The 21,712-nt window shown below is 50.4% G+C and carries 20 protein-coding genes and 1 pseudogene; 10 read left to right on the top strand and 11 right to left on the bottom strand.

From position 1 onward, the window contains the following. Positions 1 to 8: 8 nt before the first annotated feature. Together LZ24_RS09800 and LZ24_RS09795 are read left to right on the top strand one after the other, a co-directional pair. Entirely contained in the window at positions 9 to 440 is a 432-nt protein-coding gene (locus tag LZ24_RS09800; protein WP_144685002.1) for a hypothetical protein, read from the top strand. Between the two features lie 438 nt (positions 441 to 878). Continuing rightward, positions 879 to 2,165, top strand: a complete 1,287-nt coding sequence (locus LZ24_RS09795; protein WP_144685000.1) for a TRAP transporter large permease — start codon at positions 879 to 881, stop codon at positions 2,163 to 2,165. A gap of 154 nt (positions 2,166 to 2,319) precedes the next feature. Here LZ24_RS09795 and LZ24_RS09790 read toward each other — a convergent pair whose 3' ends face one another. Continuing rightward, complete coding sequence (locus LZ24_RS09790; protein WP_144684998.1) at positions 2,320 to 3,414, bottom strand: type IV pilus twitching motility protein PilT; 1,095 nt, start codon at positions 3,412 to 3,414, stop codon at positions 2,320 to 2,322. Continuing rightward, complete coding sequence (locus LZ24_RS09785) at positions 3,401 to 4,480, bottom strand: type IV pilus twitching motility protein PilT (protein ID WP_144684996.1); 1,080 nt, start codon at positions 4,478 to 4,480, stop codon at positions 3,401 to 3,403. The genes LZ24_RS09790 and LZ24_RS09785 overlap by 14 nt, the downstream gene beginning before the upstream one ends. A gap of 370 nt (positions 4,481 to 4,850) precedes the next feature. On the opposite strand from LZ24_RS09785, the gene LZ24_RS09780 reads away from it, so the two are divergent. The 3 genes from LZ24_RS09780 (at position 4,851) to LZ24_RS09770 (ending at position 8,283) form a co-directional block, all read left to right on the top strand. Continuing rightward, positions 4,851 to 5,465 carry a penicillin-binding protein activator LpoB gene (locus LZ24_RS09780; protein WP_144684994.1) on the top strand — a complete coding sequence of 205 codons (615 nt, stop codon included), beginning with the start codon at positions 4,851 to 4,853 and terminating at the stop codon, positions 5,463 to 5,465. 60 nt (positions 5,466 to 5,525) lie between these two features. Further along, on the top strand, positions 5,526 to 6,560 hold the full coding sequence (locus tag LZ24_RS09775) for an LPP20 family lipoprotein (RefSeq protein WP_144684992.1): 1,035 nt from the start codon (positions 5,526 to 5,528) through the stop codon (positions 6,558 to 6,560). 64 nt (positions 6,561 to 6,624) lie between these two features. Further along, entirely contained in the window at positions 6,625 to 8,283 is a 1,659-nt protein-coding gene (locus tag LZ24_RS09770; protein ID WP_144684990.1) for a hypothetical protein, read from the top strand. An 87-nt stretch (positions 8,284 to 8,370) separates the two neighbouring features. Here LZ24_RS09770 and LZ24_RS09765 read toward each other — a convergent pair whose 3' ends face one another. Beyond that, positions 8,371 to 8,901, bottom strand: a complete 531-nt coding sequence (locus LZ24_RS09765; protein ID WP_144684988.1) for a hypothetical protein — start codon at positions 8,899 to 8,901, stop codon at positions 8,371 to 8,373. A 192-nt stretch (positions 8,902 to 9,093) separates the two neighbouring features. Between LZ24_RS09765 and LZ24_RS09760 the strand changes: the two genes are divergently transcribed. Continuing rightward, positions 9,094 to 10,026 carry a FecR family protein gene (locus tag LZ24_RS09760; RefSeq protein ID WP_144684986.1) on the top strand — a complete coding sequence of 311 codons (933 nt, stop codon included), beginning with the start codon at positions 9,094 to 9,096 and terminating at the stop codon, positions 10,024 to 10,026. Positions 10,027 to 10,032: 6 nt separating this feature from the next. Here LZ24_RS09760 and tsaB read toward each other — a convergent pair whose 3' ends face one another. Together tsaB and lon are read right to left on the bottom strand one after the other, a co-directional pair. Next, a complete protein-coding gene (gene tsaB / locus LZ24_RS09755; RefSeq protein WP_144684984.1) occupies positions 10,033 to 10,719 on the bottom strand; it encodes a tRNA (adenosine(37)-N6)-threonylcarbamoyltransferase complex dimerization subunit type 1 TsaB in 687 nt (228 codons plus the stop codon). Then, a complete protein-coding gene (gene lon / locus LZ24_RS09750) occupies positions 10,716 to 13,157 on the bottom strand; it encodes an endopeptidase La (RefSeq protein WP_144684982.1) in 2,442 nt (813 codons plus the stop codon). The genes tsaB and lon overlap by 4 nt, the downstream gene beginning before the upstream one ends. Before the next feature lie 358 nt (positions 13,158 to 13,515). Here lon and LZ24_RS09745 point away from each other — a divergent pair, with 358 nt between their 5' ends. Then, a complete protein-coding gene (locus LZ24_RS09745; RefSeq protein ID WP_144684981.1) occupies positions 13,516 to 14,283 on the top strand; it encodes a prepilin peptidase in 768 nt (255 codons plus the stop codon). Positions 14,284 to 14,288: 5 nt separating this feature from the next. On the opposite strand, the gene LZ24_RS09740 is transcribed toward LZ24_RS09745, so the two are convergent. After that, on the bottom strand, positions 14,289 to 14,753 hold the full coding sequence (locus LZ24_RS09740; protein WP_144684979.1) for a chemotaxis protein CheX: 465 nt from the start codon (positions 14,751 to 14,753) through the stop codon (positions 14,289 to 14,291). Between the two features lie 243 nt (positions 14,754 to 14,996). Between LZ24_RS09740 and LZ24_RS09735 the strand changes: the two genes are divergently transcribed. Then, the gene (locus tag LZ24_RS09735; RefSeq protein ID WP_144684977.1) at positions 14,997 to 16,985 is read left to right on the top strand and encodes an acyl CoA:acetate/3-ketoacid CoA transferase; all 1,989 of its coding nucleotides are present in this window, start codon (positions 14,997 to 14,999) and stop codon (positions 16,983 to 16,985) included. A 114-nt stretch (positions 16,986 to 17,099) separates the two neighbouring features. On the opposite strand, the gene LZ24_RS17605 is transcribed toward LZ24_RS09735, so the two are convergent. The 5 genes and pseudogenes from LZ24_RS17605 to LZ24_RS17855 all read right to left on the bottom strand — a co-directional run. Beyond that, positions 17,100 to 17,564 carry a 4Fe-4S dicluster domain-containing protein gene (locus LZ24_RS17605; RefSeq protein WP_222427600.1) on the bottom strand — a complete coding sequence of 155 codons (465 nt, stop codon included), beginning with the start codon at positions 17,562 to 17,564 and terminating at the stop codon, positions 17,100 to 17,102. Between the two features lie 69 nt (positions 17,565 to 17,633). Beyond that, entirely contained in the window at positions 17,634 to 17,918 is a 285-nt protein-coding gene (locus LZ24_RS17600) for a flavodoxin family protein (protein WP_222427599.1), read from the bottom strand. Positions 17,919 to 17,964: 46 nt separating this feature from the next. Further along, positions 17,965 to 18,561, bottom strand: coding sequence for a YigZ family protein (locus tag LZ24_RS09725; protein ID WP_186443049.1), 597 nt, complete (start codon positions 18,559 to 18,561; stop codon positions 17,965 to 17,967). Between the two features lie 62 nt (positions 18,562 to 18,623). Beyond that, positions 18,624 to 19,652 carry a hypothetical protein gene (locus LZ24_RS09720; protein WP_144684973.1) on the bottom strand — a complete coding sequence of 343 codons (1,029 nt, stop codon included), beginning with the start codon at positions 19,650 to 19,652 and terminating at the stop codon, positions 18,624 to 18,626. Positions 19,653 to 19,870: 218 nt separating this feature from the next. Further along, positions 19,871 to 19,969 (bottom strand): annotated as a pseudogene (locus LZ24_RS17855) (IS200/IS605 family transposase); the annotation flags it as partial. 180 nt (positions 19,970 to 20,149) lie between these two features. Here LZ24_RS17855 and LZ24_RS09715 point away from each other — a divergent pair. Together LZ24_RS09715 and LZ24_RS09710 are read left to right on the top strand one after the other, a co-directional pair. Continuing rightward, positions 20,150 to 20,716, top strand: a complete 567-nt coding sequence (locus tag LZ24_RS09715; protein ID WP_144684971.1) for a hypothetical protein — start codon at positions 20,150 to 20,152, stop codon at positions 20,714 to 20,716. 78 nt (positions 20,717 to 20,794) lie between these two features. Beyond that, positions 20,795 to 21,712: M12 family metallo-peptidase (locus LZ24_RS09710; protein ID WP_222427598.1), on the top strand; the 918-nt coding region annotated here is incomplete at its 3' end.

Below are 21,712 nucleotides of genomic sequence, written 5' to 3'. Positions count from 1 at the left end.
GTCATTCAATGGCAAAGGTTTTCCGCCCGAGTAACCGTGAATCAAAAATCCTCTCCAGGATCGAATCCTCCAAAGAACGGGAGCGGGGGCAGGCCTTGCATATGGTTCGCAACCATGCCGACATGCTGAGCAATACCGTTTCCATGAAACTTGTGGAAAATGAGATCATTGAAACCACGAATAAAAACGGACTCCAGGCACAGATTGCACAGGGTCTCGAAAAGCTGGGCAAGATGGAAGACTTTGATCTTGATTTTAAAATTGCTCCCTACCGTCAGGTCGTTGCCAACCCCAATGTGGTCTCCCTGTATCTCACGGCCTTTGTCATAGAGGATCTCATCAAAAACAAAGATGTTGTGGATGTGTACGGATCCGATGAGGATATCTACCACTGCATCCATCCCCAGGTGGAACGTTTCATGGCACTGGAAAAGGCCTGAAGACAAAATAGTCCTGCCCATAATCCGGTTTTCAATAAAACCGGGGTGAAGCCATCCTCAAGCATTTATTAAATAAAAGCCGAAACCCGTAAAGTATCGGGATTTTGGCTTTTTAATCTGGCATTGCCACGGAAGAAAGTGTGAAAGCCATGCTGAAAGCGCATGGCTTTCACAATATGACTGTCACCGGCATGCATCCATTCCGAGACGGCACATCGCCTGATCTGCCAGAGACTGAATCATGAGGATTTTTTGTTTCAAAGAAAAATCACTCACAGCACATAAAAAAACGCTTGAACAGAAGTGACAAAGTTTTGAAAAATAAAAAAATCAGACATCTGAAGCAACGAGCATTAAATAATCTTTAAAAAATTATAAGATACTTTTCAGGTAATAGTTTCATAATTTTTCGGAGCTGAAGTCAGAAAGGAAAGATCCATGGCAGCCATCATGCTGACCATTATGGTTGTACTGCTGATTATGGGTTTTCCAATGATGATTCCCCTCATTGTTGGTGCCATTGCAGGTTTTTATATGACCTTTGACGGTTTCTCCCAGATGAATATCCTGATACAGCAGCTCATGGGTGGAATCCGTCCCACAGCCCTCATTGCGGTACCCATGTTCATCTTTGCTGCGGAAATCATGACAAGGGGGCATTCATCGGAACGTCTTGTCAATCTGGTCATGGCCTTTATCGGTCATATCAAGGGCGGACTGGCAGTAAGTACCGCTGCTTCCTGTACGCTTTTTGGCGCTGTTTCCGGCTCCACCCAGGCAACGGTTGTGGCCATCGGCTCTCCCCTGCGGCCCAGAATGCTGGAAGCAGGCTACAAGGATTCCTTCACCCTTGCCCTCATCATCAACTCCAGCGATATTGCCTTTCTCATACCGCCCAGCATCGGCCTGATTCTTTATGGTATTATATCGGGCACATCCATTGGCGAGCTTTTCATTGCAGGTATCGGACCGGGGCTGCTGATCCTTCTTCTTTTCTCCATATACTGCATGATTTACGCAAGCATCAAAAAAGTTCCCACAGAGCCCAGATCCACCTGGAAAGAACGGGGACTTGCCGTAAAAGAGGCCCTCTGGCCCTTAGGTTTTCCCTTTATTATTGTCGGTGGTATCTACGGCGGCATTTTCAGCCCTACGGAAGCGGCTGCGGTCTGTGTCCTCTATGCAATCATTCTGGAATTTCTGATTTTCCGCACACTTTTTCTGCCGGATCTTTTTAAGATAGCAAAATCAACGGGACTGATCACGGCGGTGGTCTTTATTCTGGTAGCCGTAGGCAACGGCTTCTCCTGGATTCTGTCCTTTGCCCAGATCCCCCAGACCCTGCTGGCAAATATCGGCATAAACGAAGCCGGGCCCTATATGGTCATGTTTGCCATTGCCCTTGCTTTTTTCATTGCCTGTATGTTTGTCGATCCCATTGTGGTGATCCTCATCCTCACCCCCATCTTCTCTCCTGCCGTTGCCAATGCTGGACTCGACCCCGTGCTGGTGGGCGTTCTCATTACCCTCATGGTTGCCATCGGTTCGGCCACTCCCCCCTTTGGCTGTGATATCTTTACGGCCATCGCCATTTTCAAAAGACCCTACTGGGAAGTCATCCGGGGAACCCCGCCCTTTATTTTCATCTTGATTCTTGTCGGTGTTCTCATCGTTGCCTTTCCACAAATTGCCCTTTTCTTAAGGGATATGGCCTTTCAAACATAAAATGCAATAACGCTCAGCAGAAACAAAGGCATTTGCCAAAAAATCAACCAGCAAAAAAGCCCTTGCAGGACTTTGCCCTGAAATACAGTTCATTTTCCAGCTGAATCCCTGATAGGCAATAAGTCAAAAATATTTATACTTATGCCATAAAAACTTAAGCATTCCTGGCGTTTTCACGTGTAAGATAACCGTGATTTTCTTCTGAGGATGCAAAAAGTTTTTTATCTATGGCTTTTTCATAGGCCGCTTCCCTTGTAATACGCTTATCCCTCACAAGCAGGGTCAGATGCTGGTCCATGGTCTGCATCCCCCTTGCACTGCCCGTCTGGATAATGGAACTGATCTGGGAAATTTTACCGTCCCGGATTATGCTGGCAAGGGCGGGAGAACCCAAAAGCACCTCGTTGGCTGCACAGCGGCCCTTTCCGTCACTGGTTTTGAGAAGCTGCTGGGCCACCACGGCACTCAAGGCATCGGCCAGCATGGTCCGGGTCTGGGCCTGCTGATCCGACGGAAAGGCATTGATGATCCTGTCAATGGTCTTGGCCGCGCTGTTGGTGTGCAGGGTGCCGAACACAAGAATCCCCAGCTCCACACAGGTCAGGGCCAGAGAGATGGTCTCCAGATCCCGCATTTCCCCCACAAGGATCACATCGGGATTTTCACGGCTTGCCACCCGCAGGGCATCGGCAAAACTTCTGGCATGGGTTCCGATTTCCCGCTGGGTGAAAAGGCATTGTTTATTGGGATGGACAAACTCCAGAGGATCTTCGATGGTGATGATATGGGCATTGCGGGTGTTGTTGATATAATCGATGATTGCTGCCAGAGTTGTGGATTTACCGCTGCCCGTCGGGCCTGTGACCAGCACCAGCCCCTTACGGAATTCAGCAATGGTCCGTATCACAGGTGGCAGATTCAGTTGCTCCAGTGTCATGATCTCCGTAGGAATAATACGAAAAACCGCAGCGATCCCCCGGTTCTGGAAAAAGAAATTGCACCGGAACCGGCCGACCCCTTCAAGGGCATAGGCCATGTCACAGTCCAGGTTTTCATCCAGATGGGCAAGCTTATCCGAAGGCATGATTTCCGTGAGGATTCTCCGGTTGGAATCCGGAGTCAGAACCGGCTCATCAAGGGGAACCAGTTCTCCCCGGAAACGGATCAGGGGCGGAAAACCAATGGTCATATGAAGATCACTGCCACCCCGGTCCTTCATTTTCTTAAAATAGGCATCAATGATCGCCATTGGCACTCTCCCTCTCTGCTAAGGGTTGAAAGCGACCGGGATTCAGGGCATTGGCACAGGCTTCAGCCGCTGTGATTTTCCCGGCATTGAGCAGGCCCATGATGGAGTCATCCATCATCATCATTCCAACGGCTCTGCCCGTCTGCATGATGGATGGAATCTGAAAGGTCTTGGCATCCTTGATCAGGTTTGTCAGGGGCAGTGTGCCGATAAGAATTTCAAGGGCCATCTCCATGGATTTGCCATCTTTCCCCGGAATCAGACGCTGGGTGATCACCGCCTTGAACGATTCGCTTAAGGTGGCACGTATCTGGCTCTGCTCATTGGGAGGATAGGAATCAATGATTCTGTCAATGGTCTTGGCCGCACTGGAGGTAGAAAGGGTTCCGATGACCAGATGGCCTGTCTCCGATGCGGAAATGGCCAAAGAAATAGTTTCAAGATCCCTGAGTTCCCCAATCACAATCACATCGGGATCCTGACGCAGTGCCCCTTTCAGGGCATTGGCATAACTTCCCGTATCCCTGCCCAGCTCCCGCTGGTTGACGACACTTTTTTTGATGGGATGGACAAACTCAATGGGGTCTTCCACCGTGAGAACATGGTGGCTCCGGGTGCTGTTGATATAATCCACCATGGCAGCCAGTGTGGTGGATTTACCATGGCCCGTGGCACCTGTGACAAGTATCAGCCCCTGATGATTGTCCAGCACCCTTTTGATGGTATCGGGCATCCCCAGAGAATCAAGGGTTGGAATTCCGGCAGGTATGACCCGGAAAGCCGCAGAAATTCCATTGTTGTGATACATGGCACTTCCCCGGAAACGGCCAAGGTTTTCCACATCCAGGGCAAAATCCAGCTGTTGTTCTGCCTCAAGCCTTGCCTGCTGTTCCCTGTTCAAAACTTCAAAGATCAGACTGCTGCTCTGCTCTGCCGTAAGGGGTGAGGCTTTCAGTTTCTGCAGCCTGCCCATCCGTCGGATCATGAAAGGTTCTCCGGGGGCCACATGGATATCCGATGCCTTATAATCTATGGCTGCTTTAAACAGCTTATGAAGGGTGGCCATGTTTTCCTCCCATATCTGGGTTGCATTCAGAAAAACTGCACAAAAGACACCAATGGGAAGCACCCATTGCAAAGTGGCCGAACCTTAAATCAGCCCCCATGTATTTTTTAAATATGTATTTTTAAAATATATACCGTTTTTTTTGAGTCGAAGTCAATGGTTCTCCCCCAAAAAAACAGTCGTTTTCTATAAAAAAACAAGCTCATTTGATTCAAAAACAGGAAAAAAGCGGGGATGGATTGACATTTTTATAATGATGTTTTAAAAAAATAAGATACAATATAAATAATATCAGTTCTGTTTTTCTTTCATTTTATCCGAAAAAATGCTTTAAACCTGAATCGTCTCTTCTCAAACCAAGGAGGTAGTCATGATCCGGAAGCACATGTTGTTTTTGTGTATTTTTGCTGCGTGGGCACTGATGTTTACGGGCTGCGCCGGAACCACTGTCCAGAGACTGGATACAACGGAAGAGGTGGCTCTTACGGACCGCTGGAATGCCACGGACTCCCGTCTGGTTTCCGAAGAAATGATCAATGACATGCTCTCCTTTCCATGGATATCCCGCTGGCAGAGCAGCAATCCCAGAAATCCCCAGCCTACGGTCCTTGTCATGGGCATCCGCAACCGTTCCCACGAACATATCGCAGTCGATACCTTCGTCAATGATCTCCGCAGGGCCATGATACGCTCAGGTAAGGTGGACTTTGTTGCAGGTGGGGATACAAGGGATGCCATCCGGGAAGAAAGGCTGGATCAGGAGTTTCAGGCAACACCTGAAACCGCAGCGGCTCTGGCCCAGGAAACCGGTGCCAATTTCGCCCTCTCCGGCTCCATTGATTCCTTTGTGGACCAGCTGGACGGACGCCGTGTGACCAGCTACCAGATTGACCTTACCCTCATCGACATGACCACCAACCGTGAAGTCTGGACAGGTCAGAAAAGGATTCAGAAATTCCAGCAGAGAAGTCGCCTTCGGTTATAAATCATCAGGCCTGCAGCGGGTAAGGAGCCTCTGGAAAGGTCCCAAAAAGGAGATCCTGTAATGTTCAGACACAGACAGATTCTGTTACTCATTCCTGTAATTATTCTTTTCAGCGCCTGCATGGGATCCGGTACCGGTGTAAAAACCAGTCAGGGTTCAGAAATTACAAGACCCGCATGGACAACGGCCCCCCCCCGTCAGGCGGGTTATCTCTTTGGGGTTGGCAGTGTAGAAACCTACGGTAACACCCGCGCCGCCGTACAGAGGGCCCATGGGGCGGCACGGGTGGATCTTTTATCCCAGTTAAGGGTTACGGTCGGTGGAGATATACAGACCAGTATCCGGGCGGAAGGGGATGAAAGCCGTTTTACCAGCATCCAGAGAATTGTGCAGCAGCAGACCAGCTCCAGAGTGGAAGAAATTGAGATGACCGGCATGGAAATCATTGAAACATGGGTCAATCCATCTGAAACGGAAGTCTGGGCACTGGCACGCATGAACCGGGCAAAAACAGAAAGTGAACTGATTTTTGCACTGGAAGATATAGAAGATAAACTCCTTGAACGGGGTACGGGCAGCGGATCAACCCTCAGCCGGATCCGGCACATCTTTCCCAGCCTCAAAGAACTGGAAGAGCGTCGGCATCTGATACATCAACTCAATTTCCTCTCCGCAGGCCAAAAAATAAGCGAGCGGAAAAACAGCAGGCAGGTAGATGCCCTGGAGACAGAAATTCAGAATCTCCTTGCCAGCCTCACCATCCGTCTGGAGCCGGAAAACAACGATGCCATGCAAATGAAAGGTATTCTGGCGCAGACCCTGACCAGCATGGGATTTAACATCCATGATGACAATCCTGACCTCCTTATTTCCCTTGCCATTACCATGACACCCGTACAGCGCAATCAGCTTCACCATGTGGTCAGCCAGGCCAGGGGACAGGTTAAAAATCCCCAGGGAAGAATTCTCTATGCCCTGCAGGAATCCGGCAGATCCACGTCCAGCGATGCAGCCATTGCATCAAACATGGCCGTAGAAGACATGGCCCGAAAACTGGCCGATGCCCTTGCTGCAGGACTTTTTCAAAACATTTAAAATGCAAGATCTGCGTGAAAAAGGGAAGTTGGCACAGGACACTTAATTTTTTAAGGAAGTTTCCATGAAAAAACCGCAGGCCACAGATTTTCTGATTAAATTTTTAAGCACCATTTGCCTGGTTATCATTATAAGTGGCTGTGCCAGCTATTCAAAACAGATTGATCAGGCAACAGACGCTTTCCGGGATGGTGATTACGCCACAGCCGAACAGAAAATGCAGGAAGTTCTGGAGGCTGATCGCAACAAACTGCTGCGCTATATGGAACTTGGGGTCATCAGGCATGAGCTGGGAGATTACAGAGAGAGCAACCGTCTTCTGGAACAGGCCTATCAGCTCTCAGAAGGACTGTATGGCACTTCCATCAGAGAACTGATGACCCGCGCCAGCAGCAATGCGGGCATGCTGCCCTATAAAAGCGAGGTTTTTGAAAGAACTTACATTCACTATTACAAGATGCTCAACTACATCTTTCTGGCCCAGGGCGATCTCAGCAGGCAAGAAAAAAATCAGTTACTGGATGCCGTCCGTATAGAAGGACGCAGGGCACAGATACTGTTGGATGAACGGGTTTTTCAAACTGGCTCCTACGAAGAAGCTGAAGAAGATAAAGCAAGGCTGCTCAACCAGATACTGGCGCTGTATGCAAAGCTTAATGGCGAGGTTATCAATCCAAGGGAGCTGACCTTCAGGGACAATGCCTTCATGCATTATATCATGGGAGTCATGTATGAAAAATACGGAGAACTGGACAATGCCCGCATCAGTTACGAAAGGGCTGCCAATGTCTATGAAAGGGGATATGTAAAACAATATGAACTTGATCCAGGAATGGTGGACCAGGCAAAATTTGACACCGCCAGAATTCTGAAACACCAAAGAGATTCGCGATGGCAGCGTGTTGCCAGCACCATAAGCAGCAGAGACCTGAAAAATCTGTTGAATCAGTATATACCCGACAAAGAGGCCAACCTCCTCGTTCTTCAGGAAGTAGACCTCACTTCTCCCAAGGGGGAGCTGAATCTTGTAATGAAGCTGAATAAAAATAAAAATCAGCTTGAAATACGCCCTTTGCTTATAGGAACAAAGGAGGAACAGGGATATCAGCTTTCATGGTTTTACTATCTTTACGCACCCAAGGGAATTCTCAATGCCGTACAGCGTATCCATCGGGAAGGCTACTATAACCCCAACGAAATCCGCCCAAAAACCATAGGGGTGGGCCCTGTCATGTCTGTCATGGAACAGATTCCTGGGCTCATTAATGCCCTTGAAACCGGTGTCCGTCTGGCAGTGCCGCTCTTCTATTACGATGCCCCTCCTTTTACAAGCAGGCTTATGGTAGATGGTCACAGCACAGTCAGCATGATGGATGCGGATAATATTGCAGGTCTTCACATGGCCAATACCCTGGTTCGGGCCCAGAGGGAACTGACGGAGGCCATGGCCGTGGAATCCCTCCGTCTTTCCAGCTGCCTTCTTACAGGAATGCCGTCCTTTGGGTGTTCACTGGCAGCAGCAGCCACATGCATGGCGGATACCCGCTCCTGGCTTACCCTTCCCCACACCATCCGTATGCAAAGACTGATTCTGCCCGAAGGAGAGTACGAGATCAGTATCATCAGCGAAAATAGAAATTTCAGAAACGTTGACAGTTTTACAAAAGAACTGATTCCCGGAAGCATTAAGATCATAAGGCAAAGAACCGTTTACAGACCATGAAAACCATCTGCGCAGACCCTGACCGGCTACTTTTTTCTGGTCAGGGTCTGCGCAGGTCATGATGCCATGGGACTTTTGATGTCAGCATCACCCTCCATACCGAACCAGACGCCATATTTTTTCTCCACCCCATAAGGCGGCCCCGAGGCTCATCCCGGCTGGACTCCTGAGTTCAGGCTGCCCGTCCTTTACATCCAGCCTGCCTTCTGCCAGCACCTTTTCCGCAAGTGCTACCAGATCGTCTTCCCCTGCCCTTTCAGATGCCATGTTTTCATCCTTTTCCGGCAGCAGAATAAAGGGCAGGGGAGTGGAGAGGGAAGCCAGCATGCTTCGGTGCCCTTCTGACAGAATACCTTTGCCCGGACAAAAAAGGATTCTGGGCATCACCTGTCTGTACTTGGGGGGCCTGCCTATCTGACTGAACTGTTTTTTTACCGTTACCAGCCCCTTATCCTGACAGAGATCCGTAAAGAGAGCGCCAGCGCTTTTTTCTGACTCCCATGGATAAAAAAACAAACGCTCCATCCGGTATTTTTTCTGAACATTCCTGCGGTCCATATGGAGAACCGTGACCCACGCTCCCTGCATGGATACTTCCTGAATACCTGCAATAAACATCGTTTTCTCCAGAATTGCTTAATCCGCATCTCCTCAGTCGGCAGGAGAGTTTACAAAGCCCCGATACAAAAAATTCCCGCCGGAAAAAAGGAGAAAAATCCATGGCCCTTTACAGGATGACAAAGGCAACAAAAAAAATTATAGTAAAAAACAAGGCCGTTTTAAAAATCCGATAATAACAAGGAGCCTTCCATGCCTATTTCATCCGCCCGTTCCCATGTCTTTCTCCTGTATATTTTTCTGTCATTTTTTATTTTCAGCCCAGCCTCTGCTCTGGGTACCTCTCCCCAGAGCCCCCCAGAGACGGAAACCAGACTATCCGAAAATGAATCTCTCTCCCCTGCCCTCTCCCAGGAAAAAAAGATGGCAGAAGCGGATCTGGCTTCTGAAAACAATGGGGCATCTTCAGCACTGAGCCTGATACAGACCGAGGGTCCGGTACGTATCCTTGAAGCAGGATCACCCTTTCCAAAATCTCCGGGGGAACTGCCCAGAATATTAAAGGCAGGGGACAAGGTGCAGACCCAGCGCAATGCCCGTGCCCTCATTCTTTCCCCGGACAGTGAAGTCATACTGGATGCGGAAAGTGTTTTCAAGGTGCTGGAAGCCGATTCCGCACAACTGGAATCCGGCGTGGCCCTTTTTGAAATAACAGCAAGGGATGGTCGCAGGGTAACGGCCCAGACCCCTCTGGTGGTCATCGGTGTCAAGGGCACAAATTTTCTCGTTTCATCCAATGAAAAACGTGAAGATGTGGCACTGTTCAAAGGACATGTGGGCATAGAAAGGCAGGATAAACAGGCCATGGCCCATTATACGGCAAAAAAACCGGGGGAAATGACCTTTTCTGAGTATGCGGCATTCCAGAAAAAAAGCTTTGGAGATTACAGAGAAATGCTGCTGCAGGATTTTAACGATTACAAAGCCACGATGGCTGCAGAATTTCAGGCCTTCAAAGAAGAAATCGATCTGACGCCTGGAAAAAAACTCACCATCGGTGCAGGAGAAAAACCCGAAGCCGTGGAAGCTGATCTTGATAAGGAAACCAGAGACAAGGCCAGATCCCTTCAACAGTGGAAAAAACGGACTGAAAACAGCCCGAAACAAACACAGGAAAAGGAATGATGCCTTTTAAAGCTTTTTTTCCCACTGCAGCTCCGCATCGGATTTTCTCAGATAAAGAGGCATGATCAGGTGCGGAGGCAGAGCAGCATCCCGGCCTGCCGCCATGGCAAGGAATGCCGCTTCCCCTGCATCGGGTTCATGGGCTAAGATTCCGGGCCACAGGGCCTGCAACCCTGCCTGTTCCATAATCTCTTTCCTGTAAAGCAGGGCCCCGCTTCCAGCAAAAAGGAAAGCACCTTGGATCTGAGCCAAAACATCATGGGGAGATGCAACCACTGCAGGCCCCATAGCTTTTGGAATATTTCCGGAAACATCAAAATTCTGAGCATATACCTCCCCGCGCCGGGCATCCATCATGATACAGACAGGCGCCGGATGGGAAAGAAAACGGGCAGCCATGACCTCAAGGGTAGAAAAACCAAACATGGGCAGTCCCTTTGCCATGGCAAGGCCTTTCATGGTGCTCACACCGATACGCAGGCCCGTAAAACTGCCCGGACCAAGGGTGGTTACCAGAGCATCAAGGTGACGCATATCCATCCCCGCATCCCCAAGAACCCCTTCAATCATGGGGAGAAGATGGCGGGAATGGGTCTGGCCCGGATTCCTGAAACGCCTTGCCAGCATCTTTGATTCTTCCATGACACAGACACTGGCCGAAGCCGTTGTGGTATCCGCAGCCAGAATTTTCATGAAGAAGCCTTCTTTTTCGTAGATTTCACCGCCTTAGGGGCTGGCGGGGCCGCCGAAAGAATATCTTCGGAGATGGCTTTTTCCAGCACCTCATCCACATCCTTCACAGGAATAAACTGGATTCTGCGCTTCAGAGCAGAAGGAATCTCCGCAAGATCCTTGCGGTTTTTTTCCGGAATAAAAATGGTTGTCACCCCACCCCGCAAGGCGCCCAGTGCCTTTTCCTTGAGACCGCCGATGGGCAGCACCCTTCCCCGGAGCGTCACCTCCCCTGTCATGGCAATATCCTGATTCACCGGCTTTTCCGTTATGGCCGAAGCCAGCGCCGTTATCATGGCAACACCCGCAGACGGTCCATCTTTGGGGATAGCACCCGCAGGGACATGGATATGAATATCCAGATCATCAAGGTAGGAAGTCTCTTTTCCCATGCGTCCCAGATTGGCCTTCACATAGGTCAGGGCCGCACGGGCGGACTCCTGCATGATCTCTCCGATCTGTCCTGTCATGATCAGCTCCCCCTTGCCCGGAAGCAGAGAGGCTTCTATGTACAGCACCTCACCCCCAACGGAAGTCCAGGCAAGGCCCGTGGCAAGGCCCACCTGATTCTCATCCTTGTCCATCTCCGGCTGAAATTTTGCGACACCCAGAAATTTTGAAAGATTGGCCCTGTCCACCCGGATTTTCCCCTTGTGGCCTTCTGCTGTTTTTCTGGCAGCCTTACGGCAGATGGTACCAATTTCACGCTCAAGGTTACGGACACCGGCCTCTGCCGTATATTCTTCAATGATCAGCTTTAAGACCGCATCCCCGAGAATCAGGGCATCCTCCTTCAAACCGTTTTCCCTGATTTGACGAGGAAGAAGATAACGCTTTGCAATCTCAAGCTTTTCCTCCGGTGTATATCCGGGAATCTCTATGATTTCCATACGATCCAGAAGTGCCGAAGGAATGGTGTCCGTCATGTTGGCCGTGAGAATGAACATGACAGACGAAAGATCAAAGGCAAGGTTCAGGTAATGATCAGAAAATTCAAAGTTCTGCTCGGGATCCAGCGCCTCCAGCAGGGCTGATGAAGGATCTCCCCTGTAGTCGGACCCCACCTTGTCTATCTCATCCATCATGAATACGGGATTTTTCGACTCACACTGCTTCAGGCCCTGAAGAATACGGCCGGGCATGGCACCGATATAGGTTCTGCGATGCCCCCTGATTTCCGCCTCATCCCTGATGCCTCCAAGGGAAAGACGATAAAACTTCCGGTCCATGGCTGCAGCAATGGCACGGCCAAGGGAGGTCTTACCCACACCGGGAGGGCCTAAAAAGCAGAGAATGGGGCCTTTCATGGCAGGGTTCAGCTTGCGTACACTGAGATAATCAAGAATACGCTCCTTGACCCGCTCCAGACCAAAATGCTCCTGATCCAGCAGTTTTTTGGCCTTTTTGATATCCAGCACGTCCTTTGTGCTCTTGCTCCATGGCATATCCAGCAGCCAGTCCAGATAGGTTCGCACCACAGCGGTTTCCGAAGAATCCGGATGCATCTGCTCCATGCGGCGCAACTGCTTTCTGGCCTCTTCCTGGGCAGGCTTGGGCATTTTCGCCTTTTTGATGCGCTTATTGTACTCACCCACTTCCTGGGTACGCTCATCCGCCTCCCCCAGTTCCCTGTGAATCAGGCGCACCTGTTCCCTCAGGAAATAATCCCGCTGGGTTTTAGATATTTCCTCCCGTACTTCCGACTGAATCTTGGCCTGCATGGCCGAAAGCTCCGCCTCCCGGATCAGAAAATCACTGACCCTGCGCAGCCGTGCCAGAGGATCTTCTATTTCAAGGAGTTCCTGGGCTTCGGAAAGTTTCAACCGGAGGTTGGATGTCACAATATCCGCAAGGCGACCCGGTTCTTCAATACTCTCAAGAATACTCCCCACATCTCCGGAAAATTCTCCGCGGAAGGCCATAATTCTTTCGCTCTGATCCCGGACCGTCCGCATAAGGGCCTCGGTTTCCATGGAAAGCTCCTGCCCAATCTCTTCTTCCTGCATGCGTTCAATGCGAACCATCAGGGCATTGTCATCGGAGATATACTCAATGATTCTGACCTTACATATTCCCTGAACCAGGGTTTTCATGCGGCCATCGGGGAGCTTGAGCATACGCAGCACCCGACAGGCCGTACCAACGGTATAAATACCCTCGGGGCCCGGATCTTCGTCGGAAGGGTCCTTCTGGGTCGCCACCATCAGATAACGGTCTGTACTCAGGGATTTGTCCACGGCCTGAATGGAGCGTTCCCTTGAAATAAACAGGGGCAGTAACATATCGGTAAAAATCACCACATCCCGGACAGGCATGAGGGGGAGAATTTCAGGAACATCCTCCACATCATAACTTTCTTCTATGATGCTGATGAGATCGTCCTTATCGATTTCTGCCATTGAATCTCCTTGCACTTATCCTTCATGGGAAGGATCTCACATTTATGTACAAGCCTTTTTAAACACAAAACAATGTGTCAGAAAAAGACAATGATTAATAAAAACATGGTCTTTTTAAAAGACAGGAAAAGGATGCCCTCTGCGCTGCCGACCGGACAATGAATCCGGGTCATACCCGAATCCAACCCTTAATTATAGTGAAGAATGTCCGCTACGCAAGGGAGATTAGAAAAAAAGCCTTATGAACCATAAACCGGGGGATTGATTTTTTAAGCTCCTTTTTTCATAATGCCCATGAAAAAATGGTATGCACTGCATCAGACCAGAATCTTTTTGACCCCTTTAAGGAAACACTCCCGTGACTTTTTTTCTTGTTTCTTCTTTTATTTTCGGTGCCATTGTGGGCAGTTTCCTCAATGTCTGTATTTTAAGAATCCCCGAAGGCCTTTCCATTGTGCATCCCCCCTCCCGTTGTCCGGGCTGTGAAAAAAAAATAGCATTTTATGACAATATCCCCATTCTCTCATGGCTTATGCTGCGGGGAAAATGCAGGAACTGCCAGATAAAAATTTCCCCCAGATACCCGCTGGTGGAAGTGATTACAGCCTGCCTCGCCACCGCCCTGATGTGGCGTTTCGGCCTCCAGCCCGTTACACTGATTTTTTTCCTTTTTACCGCTGCACTGGTTGTCATTACCTTTATTGATATGGATCACCGGATTATACCCGATGTGATTTCCCTTCCGGGTATTCCTCTGGGGTTTCTTGCCAGCGGTTTTTTTTACACAGGATTTGTGGATTCAGGTATCGGCATTCTTGTGGGGGGAGGAAGCCTTCTGGCTGTGGCCCTTGGCTACCGTCTTCTCACGGGCAGGGATGGCATGGGTGGCGGAGACATCAAGCTGCTGGCCATGATTGGCGCATTCATCGGATGGCAGGGGGTACTATTCACCATATTTGCCTCTTCACTGACAGGTACCCTCATCGGTATACTGGCCATGATCCGACAGAAAGAAGGCATGCGCCTTGCCATTCCCTTCGGCCCTTTCCTTGCCTTTGGTGCCCTGCTCTATCTCTTCTGGGGGCCTGAAATTATAGGTCTTTATATGCAAAGTCTTGGCCGGTAAAACGATTATGACTGCTGAAAGAGGATTTCTATAAAAAAATCCCCGGATTCGGTTTTAATGGGAACCGCCAGTACCGGCCCCTCTTCTCCATGTTCCACAAGATGATCCGGGCCGGACAGCACCTGTTCAAAGGCAGCCTTGCGGGAAATCCCCGACTGACCAAAGGTATTGTTCACCTGACCGCAGATCATGTTCATCATTTCACCCACGGCGTCCTTGATTTCATCATTGATTTCCGTAAGCTCTTCTCCAAACATGCGGGAAACCACCGTAAGAATACAGGATTCAGAAAAACTTAAGGCAATGGAGATCTTCGGACTTCCCGTCATACGGATGCAACCCGTTACAGGCCCAAGGCATTTTTTATTTTTTTTTATATAGGGAGCCTGGGTGCGGCCATCCAGCGTGGCCGTGGTTTTCATCACCTTCAGACCGGCTTCTATAAAGGGGTTGATCAGGGATGCATCCACTCTGCTCTCCTTTATAATGTAGCATTTCAGGGTATATGCAAAAAGAGCCGCAGGGCTCCCTGAACTTTTAAGGGATTTCAGCTTGTAAGAAAGCCCCGTTTTCCCTTATCATCTGGTCGTTCAGGTTTTGCTGCACAGAACATCCGATAACACTTGGATGCCAAGCACGGATTTCAAACTATAAACCCTGAACAATCAATCTGCAACACAATGAACCCGTTCTATTTTTCACAAGGAGCATGAATGACACAGCCCCGCCACCCCATCGTCTCCAATCTGGCATCCACTAAGGTAAATAAAGGTAAAATTGTTACGGCAAAGGAAGCCATACGCGTCATCCGAACCGGGGATACCATTGTGGTCAGTGGCTTTGTAACCACAGGTATACCCGAAGAAATTCTTCTGGCTCTGGAAGAAAACTTTCTAAGCACCGGAGCCCCGGGAGATCTTACCCTTGTATATACTGCAGGTATCGGCGACAGAAAAGACAAAGGTATGAACCGTTTCGGTCACAAAGGGCTGGTGAAAAGGGTCATCGGCGGTCACTGGGGCCTTGTACCCAAACTCCAGAAACTGGCCATGGAAAACCAGATTGAAGCCTACAATCTGCCCCAGGGTGTCATCTCCCATATGTACAGGGATATTGCCGCAGGCAAACCCCGAACCATCAGTTCCGTGGGCCTTGGCACCTTTGTGGACCCCCGTCTGGAAGGCGGCAGGGTGAATGCCTGCACCAAAGAAGATCTGGTGGAACTGATCCATTTTGATGGCAAAGAGTATCTCGCCTATAAAACCTTTCCCATCCATGTGGCCATTCTCAGGGGCACCACCGCAGACCTTGACGGCAATATCACCATGGAAAAGGAAGCCCTCACCCTGGAAGCCCAGGCCATGGCCATGGCAGCCCACAATTCCGGCGGCTTTGTCATTGTACAGGTGGAACGCATCGCCAAACGGCACAGCCTCTGCCCCCGCTCCGTAAAAATACCCGGCATGCTTGTGGACTGCGTGGTGCAGGCAAAGCCTGAAAATCACTGGCAGACCCTTTCCTCCTTTTACAATCCTGCCTACAGCGGAGAAATCCGGGTGCCATCCCAGTCCCTTGAGGATATGCCCATGGGGCTTAGAAAAATCATTGCCCGCAGGGCCGCTCTGGAGCTGCGGCCCAACAGCGTGGTGAACCTGGGTATTGGTATGCCCGAAGGTGTCGCAACCGTTGCCCACGAAGAAAAGGTTCTGGATTATCTCACCCTTACGGCAGAACCGGGGGTGATTGGGGGGATTCCATCGGGGGGACTGGATTTCGGCACGGGCAGCAACACGGATGCCATTATAGACCAGCCTTCCCAGTTTGATTTCTATGACGGCGGCGGTCTGGACATCGCTTTTCTGGGACTGGCTCAGGCGGACCGTTTCGGCAACCTCAATGTCAGCCGCTTTGGCACAAGTCTTACGGGAGCAGGCGGCTTTATCAATATCAGCCAGAATTCCAAACGGGTGGTTTTTCTGGGTTCCTTCACCGCATGCGGCCTTGAAATCACCATCAAAAACGATCAGCTCACCATCCTTGAGGAAGGCAAAAGCCGGAAATTTGTAAAAGATGTGGAACAGGTTACCTTCAGTGGCAGGGTTGCGGCACAAAAGGGGCAGGATGTCATGTATATTACGGAACGCTGCGTTTTCCGGCTCACCACAGACGGGCTTCTTCTCACGGAAATTGCTCCGGGGATGAATCTTGAAAAAGACATCCTTGCTCACATGGATTTTACGCCCAATATCGCAGACAACCTCACCACCATGGACCCGAGAATCTTCACCCCGGAAACCATGGGGCTTAAAAAAGACCTTCTGGAACTTCCCCTTGCCCACCGGCTGCATTACCAGAGCGAAGACAACACCTTCTTTGTTAATTTTGAAGGATTTTCCATATGGACGGAGGCGGATATCCACGCCATTGAGGATACGGCCACATCCATACTGGAACCCCTCGGGCACAAAGTTGCCGCCATCATCAACTATGACAACTTCCGTATCCATCCGGAACTCATGGATAAATATATTGATATGGTTGACCGCCTTGTAAAACGCTTTTATACGGGTGTTACCCGCTACACAACCAGCACCTTCATGCGCATGAAACTGGGGGATGCCCTCGCAAAACGACAGGCAGCCCCCCACATCTACGAAAGCCCGGAGGAAGCCAGAAAAGCGCTGGAAAACCTTCAGTCATAGCTCTTCTGTTAATTTCATCGGTTTCGACTGCTATGGGCCAGGTGGCAGCGGTCATCCATGACTGCAATATAAACCCGGAACGATGGAGGATTTGGGGAGTGCTCCTGCTCCCCATCAGACAAAGCACTCCGGCTCCCGCCTTATATCCGTAAAATCCACCTCCAGCTCATGCTTGTGCCACAGATAATTTTCATCATCAAAATACCTGGCACCCACCGGACATTTTTTGATACAGGCACCGCACTTGATGCAGACACCACTGACAATGGAAACATCATCCCCATCAATGGAACCCATGGGACAGACTTCCGCACAAAGCTTACAGTCTATGCAGTCTTTGCCCGCTTTGGGCCTGACCTTCAGGATATTCACAAAATTACCGTCCTGCGCCCTTGGCCGGTAATGGGGCCTGTAGGGGGTGTTCCCCTTCACAGCAACGGGGCAGGATCCGGGATTGTCTGCTTTTGCATATATTCCTGTAGCAAAATCCAGTGCCACAGCCATATCCTGCGCATCGGGCCTTCCTGCTCCAAGGGTGGTGGAAAAGGAATGCTCGCCAATGAAGGCCCCGGCTGCCATGACACGAAAGCCCCTTGAGGTCAGGATGTCCCTGAACTCGATCAGGGCATCATCATAATGGCGGTTCCCCTAAAGGACCACGGCCACGGCCTTTGCTTCATTGCCGGAAAGGGTCTCCAGAAATTTCAGCAGAAGGTTGGGCACACGGCCTGCGTACACCGGAACCCCGGCCACAAGAAGATCCTTTTTATCAAAGGAATAAATCCTTCTTCGGGCCGCCGGAAGGGTAAAGTCATGGTGCTTGATCTCTTCACTCGAACCGGAAAGTACTGCAAGTTTTTCCGCAATCCCCCTGACCACTTTCCGGGTTGTACCCGTTGGGCTGAAACAAAGTGTTTTGATTTTTGCATCCATGGCAGACTCCTCCCTCCAGGGGATTGTATTCAACCCTATCTGTATGTCAGAAAAAAATACGGCCACTGCTGCAATCCCGAAGCTTTTGGCGCAGGACATCCTCTTTTTCCTTCGGGATACGCAGGCTCATCCGGACCTCTTCCCCATAGGCTTCATCGCGGATGATAATTTTTTCGGATGCCAGGCAGGCAGAAACAGCACCCAGCAGGGCATAGGGAAAAGCAATTTCAACCTCTGTTTCTTCGATGAAGACAGCCAGTTCTGCCCTTTCCAGTACAGCCATGGCCGCATCCCCATAGGCTTTGACCAGCCCGCCCGTTCCAAGCCTGATGCCCCCGAAATAACGCACAATCACCAGCAGAATATTCACAAGTCCCCTGCCATCCATAAGGGCCATGACAGGCCTTCCCGCCGTTCCGGACGGCTCCCCGTCATCGGACATTCCCCGTATCAGCGGCTCCTTCTGGCCCAGCACAAAGGCGTGGACCACATGGGCGGCGTTTTTATGCGCAGCCTTCATGCTTCTGATCTGCTCCCTTGCCTCATCTTCTCCGGTACAGGGAAAAAGAAAGGAAAGAAAACGGGATTTCCGGACTTCTGTCTCTGCTTCCACTTTTTTCAACGGATAAAAACAGGAACGCATATACCTCCCTTTTCCCATACATCCTGCCAGTCATTTTACCTTAACACTGCAAGCCGGAAAACTCAGGCAAGAATGGCAAAGCCCTGCCTGCCACCCAGCCCTCCGTTACCATGAACCCCACCGATCATGCCCGTATGCTGCTTGAGTTTCCGGCCCATGTCAATGAGAGCCCTCAATGCGGGCAGGTTCCAGGGAGCCCGGTCAAGATTCATGCCTCCCTTCAGGGTCAGACTGTGTTCCCCAAGCCAGTCGGGTATGTCACGACAATCCTGAACAAAACCCCCGGCGAGCAGCAAGCCCATGGGTACAACGGGGTAACAGGTATAAGCCTCAAGAAAAGCTTTTTTTCGATTGAAGATATCAGCAAAATCAAAACCTGCCTGATCATTGGCCATGCTGCATGCCCTTTTCAGATGATGATAGGATGCAATTTCATCCACATGAGCGGGACCGTCCCCCCCCGCCATGGCAAAACCTGTTCCCAGCACTTCAACGGGAGAATGATCCGCTCCGATGATTTCCAGCACATCCTCCCGGCACAGGAGAATCCAGCCGCTGTAATCCATCAGGGGATTGGCACAGTCCACGGCCCGGAAAAGGCGCGTGACCGCCCCCATTCGCAGGGGATCAATCCGGGCATAGGGGACAGAGCGCCGATAATTATCAAAGAGGGCATCCCGCAGTTCCCTGAAGGTCTCCACAGCAATATGGTGCCTCCGGCAGAAACTCTCTGCCAGTGCCGTATAGGCCTCGGGAAGAGAAATATCACTGCCATAAATCTGCATCATACGGTTTCTTTCTTCCCGTAGATATCCTGTTTTAAGGGCATCACTGCCCGTAATGGTGGCAAAATGGATGCGACCCTGCCGCAGTTGGATACAGGCATCATGGAGGGCTTCCATGGGAGCACAGCCTGACCTGTAATGATTCGTCTGCATAGGGGTGTTCCATCCCGCCCTCAGGGGGTCTATGGTAAGGGAAAGCCCCTTAAGATCCGGATCGTTCAGCAAAAAAGAAAATTTTTCCCGGATTCGGACGGTATCCGTTTCCATGGCTCCCTGAGCCGTGGCTGCAATAAAAACCCGGAACATGGCCTTTTTCCTTTCATTTCATAAAACCGGATGATGGGGAAAACAGACATAACATCAGATGGAAAATCTGAAAGCAGGCCGTATGATCAGGCCTTTGCACCTGCCCTGATATATGCACCAACCCGGCTTATGCCTTCTGCATAGGAGATGCGGGGTTTATAACCCAGCTCCTTTGCTGCACGGTCCATGGGACAGCGGTTGTCCGATCCCACAGGGTTGAGGGCTTCATGGATTGCTCCACAAATCTTCTGCTTACGGCATTTTGGAATCCAGACAGCATGATACTTGCAATCCCACCGGGTATGATTTAAACTTTGTAATCATACATAGGAAATCTTCCTTCTTAGAGCTTTGAGCGGTTCTGAAAGGATGGTTTCCTTTTTAATCCCGGAAATGTCAAACTTTGGGAAACCCCGGCAGGGTGAGGTTCTGTGTCCTGGCGATCTGAGGCCCGTTTATCATTAAATCTGAGTCCGAAGGTACTACAGGAGGCATGCATGAGATGTCAGTCAGATATCCCCCTGCGGTTTTTTTTTCTGTTCATATTCCTCATCCTTGTTTCTTCCTTCTCTCATGCCGGATCAAAGCTTGAAGTACTCTCTCCTTCCCTCAAACCCTACCACATCAGGGAAAATACATCAGAGCCCGCTACAGAGTGGGATACAGCCCTTCGCCGTACAGGCTGGGTCACATTCAAAACCGATATTTTTCTTCCCAAATCCGATACCTCAGACAGGCTTGCCTCCATGATAAGCTTCCATAGCATCCCCCTGTCCCTCTCTTTTTTTCCTGAACAGACCTACACCATCATCATCAACGGAGAATCAAGGCCTCGGAACAATACCCTTTCCCTCAGTGGCAAAATGGAAGGACACTCTTTAGCCTCCTTTTCCGCCACCCTGACACCGGAAAATTATCTCATCACCCTGCAGGATCTGGATACGGCCATGCTTTACCGCGTCACAGGAAATACTGAAACAGGAGAAGGGAGGGTCAGGGAGATGGATCTTCTGGCCATGCCACCCATGGAACATGCCCCTCCTCTGATCCCGATGGAAGAATAAAACCATCCTTCTGTTTCTCAAAAGGAAAAATTCCCTGCCAGCCCCTACCAATCCTGACCATACGACAAAGGGGGATTCATGCCCAGCTACACGAGACTGCCCGGACGGACACAATGCTTTCTTCTGACCTCTATCCTCTTTCTGTGTCTGCTCTTTTTCCATGGGCATACTGCCAGAGCCGCAACGGTAGACATCATGCTGGTCTACGACACAACAGCCAGCACCTGGGTCAGCAAGAACGGGGGCATCGCCACTTTTTCAGAAGAAGCCGTCAACCGTATGAACCAAGCCATGCAAAACAGTGACATTGATCTGACATTCCGGCTTGTACATGCCGTATCCGTAGCCTATACCCACCAAGGACTCAGTGATGATCTGACCTCCATACAGGCGGGCATCGGTTCCCTTTCCCTGGTCCACAGCCTTCGGAATCAGTATGGCGCAGATCTTGTTGCACTGCTGGTAGATACGGGCTCAGCCTATGGAACCGTCGGGCTGGGTTACCTCCTCTCCTCATGGGGGGGAAGCCCCGCATACGGATACACCGTGAGCAGCATTCGAGCCGTTGCCGTCAGCCATACCCTGACCCATGAGGTCGGTCACAACTTTGGAGCCCATCACGCCAAAACCCAAAACACATCCCCGGGCCCCAACACCTCCCTTGGCTCCTACTCCGCAGGGTGGTATTTCACCGGGACAAACAGCACCCGTTACCATACCATCATGGCCTACAGCACAGACAGGTTTGGAACGCACCACCAGCCAGCCCCTCTCTTTTCAACACCCTTGGTGAATTGGCAAGGAGCGGTTGCAGGGCATTCCCAGGATGGGGACAATGCCCGCCTGATAAGGGAGACCAAAAACATCATCGCAGCCTACAGAGCCACCGTTGCCTCCTCCCATACGGTCAATACCCAGACAGGAACAGGAGGAAGCATCGTCCCATCGATAAGAACCGTCAATCATGGTGAAAGCACAAGCTTCACCCTTGTACCG

The organism is Desulfobotulus alkaliphilus, assembly GCF_007830435.1.
Taxonomy (GTDB): Bacteria; Desulfobacterota; Desulfobacteria; order Desulfobacterales; family ASO4-4; genus Desulfobotulus; species Desulfobotulus alkaliphilus.
Note: the sequence above shows the minus strand (reverse complement) of the source record. Positions and strands in the feature narration are given on the sequence as shown.